This window comes from Winogradskyella sp. ECml5-4, from assembly GCF_036903175.1.
Classification (GTDB): domain Bacteria; phylum Bacteroidota; class Bacteroidia; order Flavobacteriales; family Flavobacteriaceae; genus Winogradskyella; species Winogradskyella damuponensis.
This window is the reverse complement of record NZ_JAYJLF010000037.1, coordinates 1-4,364: the sequence shown is the minus strand read 5'-3', so window position 1 is coordinate 4,364 and position 4,364 is coordinate 1. Positions and strand designations below refer to the sequence as shown.

5 protein-coding genes are annotated in these 4,364 nt (G+C 31.4%); all 5 read left to right on the top strand.

The window, feature by feature from the left end:
• The first annotated feature begins 131 nt into the window (after positions 1–131).
• Positions 132–896, top strand: coding sequence for an NADAR family protein (locus tag VDP25_RS17320; protein ID WP_334471843.1), 765 nt, complete (start codon positions 132–134; stop codon positions 894–896).
• 158 nt (positions 897–1,054) lie between these two features.
• Positions 1,055–1,714 carry an AbiU2 domain-containing protein gene (locus VDP25_RS17315; RefSeq protein ID WP_334471841.1) on the top strand — a complete coding sequence of 220 codons (660 nt, stop codon included), beginning with the start codon at positions 1,055–1,057 and terminating at the stop codon, positions 1,712–1,714.
• A 185-nt stretch (positions 1,715–1,899) separates the two neighbouring features.
• The gene (locus VDP25_RS17310) at positions 1,900–2,154 is read left to right on the top strand and encodes a DUF2188 domain-containing protein (RefSeq protein WP_073153697.1); all 255 of its coding nucleotides are present in this window, start codon (positions 1,900–1,902) and stop codon (positions 2,152–2,154) included.
• Between the two features lie 5 nt (positions 2,155–2,159).
• The gene (locus tag VDP25_RS17305) at positions 2,160–2,780 is read left to right on the top strand and encodes a hypothetical protein (protein WP_334471838.1); all 621 of its coding nucleotides are present in this window, start codon (positions 2,160–2,162) and stop codon (positions 2,778–2,780) included.
• Positions 2,781–3,519: 739 nt separating this feature from the next.
• A complete protein-coding gene (locus VDP25_RS17300; RefSeq protein WP_334471836.1) occupies positions 3,520–4,119 on the top strand; it encodes a hypothetical protein in 600 nt (199 codons plus the stop codon).
• Positions 4,120–4,364 lie beyond the last annotated feature (245 nt).

The window sequence follows — 4,364 nt, the reverse complement described above, 5'->3', positions numbered from 1 at the left end:
GTATAGTTAATTGCTTTTTTGAGCTTACTTGCGAAAATTCCTGCGGAATTTTCACGGGTTCGTAAATGTTTGCTAACTTAGTTGCCTAACCACGCAACTAACCATACACAAAACCGTTGCCATTAATTTGAATGAACTACACGAACGAGAAAATAATTGAACGATTTGAATCAGGCGAAAACCTGAAATTCCTATTATTTTGGGGACACACGAAATCTGATTTAATAACTAAATCTTGTTTCAGTCAATGGTACGAATCCAAATTTGAGGTTAACGGAATTGAATATCAAACAGCCGAACATTTTATGATGGCTGAAAAAGCTTTATTGTTTAATGACAAAGACATTTACGAACAAATAATCAAAAGCTCAAAAGCTGGAAAAGCAAAAGAACTTGGTAGACAAGTAAAGAACTTCAACCAACGAATTTGGGAAGAAAATAGATTTGAAATAGTTGTAAGAGGTAATTTTCACAAGTTTAGTCAAAACCCAAAGCTATCGGATTTTTTAAGAAATACAAATGACCGAATTTTGGTTGAGGCAAGTCCTGTCGACAATATTTGGGGAATTGGACTCGCTCAAAATAATGAAGACGCTGAAAATCCATACTTTTGGAATGGACTGAATTTACTCGGATACGCTTTAATGGAAACAAGAGACATTCTGAATGAAATTGGAGAATTTAAAACTCTTAATAATCCGATTTTACCACCTTGGTTAGCTTATCCAGAAATTGACAAATATAGTATTGGTTGGAGAATGGGCTATGGAGAAACTCATATAATAGAATTAAGTAAATATTTGGACAGTTTAAGTGCATCTGAAAAGAGAATTTACGAACTGACTTATCCTGCAAATGGAGAATGGAAAGGTTGGTACAATGATAATTACGAATAAAAAACTAATGGCAACACCGTGTATAATTAATGGCTGGTTCTCGCCTACTTACGAAAATCCTCGCGGATTTTCTATTCGGTTTTTATTTGCTAAATTAGTTACTTAAACACGCCACTAATCATACACAAACACGTTCTACGCAAGCTGAAATCACTCATATGGAAACACAAATTCTCGAAAATAAATTGAACGAAACTCGGGACATTTTAATTGAGCTTGAAAGCCTGAAAACCGACATCAAATTTATATCAAATAAGGAAACCGAGTATTTTAGTGAAGTTGTGGAAAAATCAGTTTTTTTCTATCGAATTTATAGAAATTCAATTAAGTTATTTGTAATTGACATTTGTAAATTACTCAACCCAAATGAAGATTTTAGTTTAATAAAAACTTTAAATTACATTCAATCAAATCGAAAAAGAATAGAATGGAAAAGAGAATTAAAAGCTGATAGAATAAAGGAACTCATTCTCGAAATTGAAAATCTGAACTCTGAACATTTAGAAAATTTTAAAAATTTGAGAGATAAACATTACGCTCATAATGACAAGAAAAAATTTGACTTGGAATATAATGTGACTCTGAAAAAATGCTGGAAAACACTTTTAATAGTTCAAGAAATCTTTATCGAATTAAGTCTTTCCTTATTAAACGAACAGTACGTATTTTCGATTTTGACTAAAGAACCTTATGAAATTATTTCATTACTAAAATATAAACGAATTAACGAAATACTTCTGACTGAATTAAAAAAAAGCCCAGATTTAGGAAATTTACAAATGGTCAGAGACATAACATTAGGAAAAAAGCCTGCGTAGAACAACGTGTATAATTAATGGCTAGTTCAAGCCTACTTACGAAAATCCTCGCGGATTTTCTATTCGGTTTTTATTTGCTAAATTAGGTGCTTAAACACGCCACTAATCATACACAAAACCGTTACCACACATTTGGAATGACTTTTGTACATTATTTAAAGTTAAATCATTATATTTGAATTGTTATGTCAACAGATAGAAGAAAAATATTAAGCGCTAGATTTAGAACAGCCGGAGCATCTGGAAGAAAACTGCACGTTATGTCGAGAAAAGGACATTGGGTTGTTTTTAGAGAAGGCTCGGAAAAAATAATTTCTGAATTTGACACAAAGAGAAATGCCATACTGAATGGTAAAAAAATTCTTAGTGCTGAGCAAGCTAATGTTTTAGTAGTTCATAAAACTGACGGAACTGTTGAGAAACTTCAAACAGCCGAATAATTTTTATGGCATTTGAAGATAATATTTTCATAAATTGTCCATTTGACAAAGAATACAAACCAATCCTAAAAATCATTGTATTTAGCTCTATTTATCTAGGCTATAAACCTTTATTATCAGAAACAATAAATTCGGCAGACTCTAGAGTCGAAGGTATTCAAGATTTAATTTCTCAAGCAAAATATAGCATTCACGATTTATCAAGAATGGAATCTACAAAAAAAAACGAGTTAGCTCGTTTCAATATGCCTTTCGAACTAGGTATTGATATTGGTTGTAAAAGATTCGGTAATGCTGATATGAATGAAAAATGTTTGCTTATTTTAGATAAAATAAAATATCGTTATCAAAAATCAATTTCAGATTTATCAGGCAATGATATTGAAATTCATAATGACGACCCTGAAACAGCTTTAAGGAAATTGAGAAATTGGATTTTTAAGATTAAAGGAACTAAAATTGATAGTGCCAACAAAATATGGAGATTATACAATGAGTTTAATGGAGATTTTTTTGAAATAGCTAAATCTGATGAATTGAGTGATGCAGATATAGCAGATATGCCTTGGGACGAACTTTGTCTCTACATTTCTGAATGGAAAGAAGGAAGAGATAACTTCGAATAAAAACGTGTGGTAACACCGTGTATAATTCATTGCTAGTTCTTGCCTACTTACGAAAGTCCTTGCGGACTTTCTATCTGTGATTTATTTGCTAACTTTAGTTTTTAAACACGCAACGAAATCATACACAAACACGTTGGCAAACATTTTGCGCGTGCCAACAATTTCAAGGATTTTACGAAATTCTGTGCTTACTTGCTTCAGAAAAATACGTTGGAATTTAAAGCTGAACGTTAAAAAAATATTACACTGGAATTTCTTACTCTTGCGGTACTTTACGCACGAATTTCGACTTACCCAACTTCAGTTCTTTAATTCAAAATTATAGCAATCCTCAACTTTTGGCTGATAAGCGGAATGGCAAAACGTACGGCTGAACTGTTCACAATTTAAAAAAATTGAAATTAGTTGTTTAAATCAATCGTTTCTAGTGTCACGAAATTTCGGCCGAAAATCAAAACTGATGCTCTTAGCGGAAAAGAACGGAATAATAATTTGAAGATTTTTTTGACATTTAAGTAAAAAACGAAACAACGTACGAAAAACCAAAGATCCTATAAATACACAAAGGAGTAGTTCGTAAAAAGAAAAAACGTTAGCCAACAATGTATATAATTTATAGCTGCTTCTTGCCTACTGTCGAAAAACCTCACGGTTTTTCTATTTCGGTTTTTATTTGTTAACTTACTCGCTTATAACACGCAACAAATCATATACGAGACCGTTGTGCATAATTTGAGGAATGAACAGAGGCATTTACATACAAATAATAGAAAATGAAGAATTCCAAGACAGAATATTTTGGAATGAATCCTCTGATATTTATACTTTTTTACGAAATCACACGCTGAAAATTGAACATAAATTCGATACGAAATTCAATAGTTTCTCTGACAACGAAATTCCAATAGATGGAATAAAAATGCTGGCAGATGGAATTAAAAATGACTTGAATTTTCTAGTTGGAGAATATGACAATAAACCAATTGTAAACGGACTGAATTCAGTTGACGCAGAATACAATGGAAAACAAATGAAATTGTATTACAAAGCTTCAAAATTACATTTAATGATTTTGAATTTAGTTAGATTTCTTAAAAAATTGGAATCTGTTGTTGAAAAGAACAAAAAAGTATTTGTTTGTGGAAATGCTTATTTCAATGAAAATATGTTAGAATCACTAATGAAACTAAAATCTGACTTCAAAAAGAATGGAATTATTGAAATTAATAAAAATCAAGAAACTGAATTGACTGAACTGATTAAAAATAAAAGTCTGATTAAATCAGGCGAAAATTATAGATTAACTCGCAAAGGTCTGATAATAGATATTGCGGAATAAAAAACTATGCACAACACCGTGTATAATTAATTGCTAGGTCACTGCCGACTTACGAAAATTCCGCTGGAATTTTCTATCTGTGATTTGTTTGCTAACTTTAAGGCTTAACCACGCAACTAACCATACACAAACACGTTGGCAAACATTTTGCGCGTGCCAACAATTTCAAGGATTTTACGAAATTCTGTGCTTACTTGCTTCAGAAAAATACGTTGGAATTTAAAGCTGAACGTTAAAAAAATATT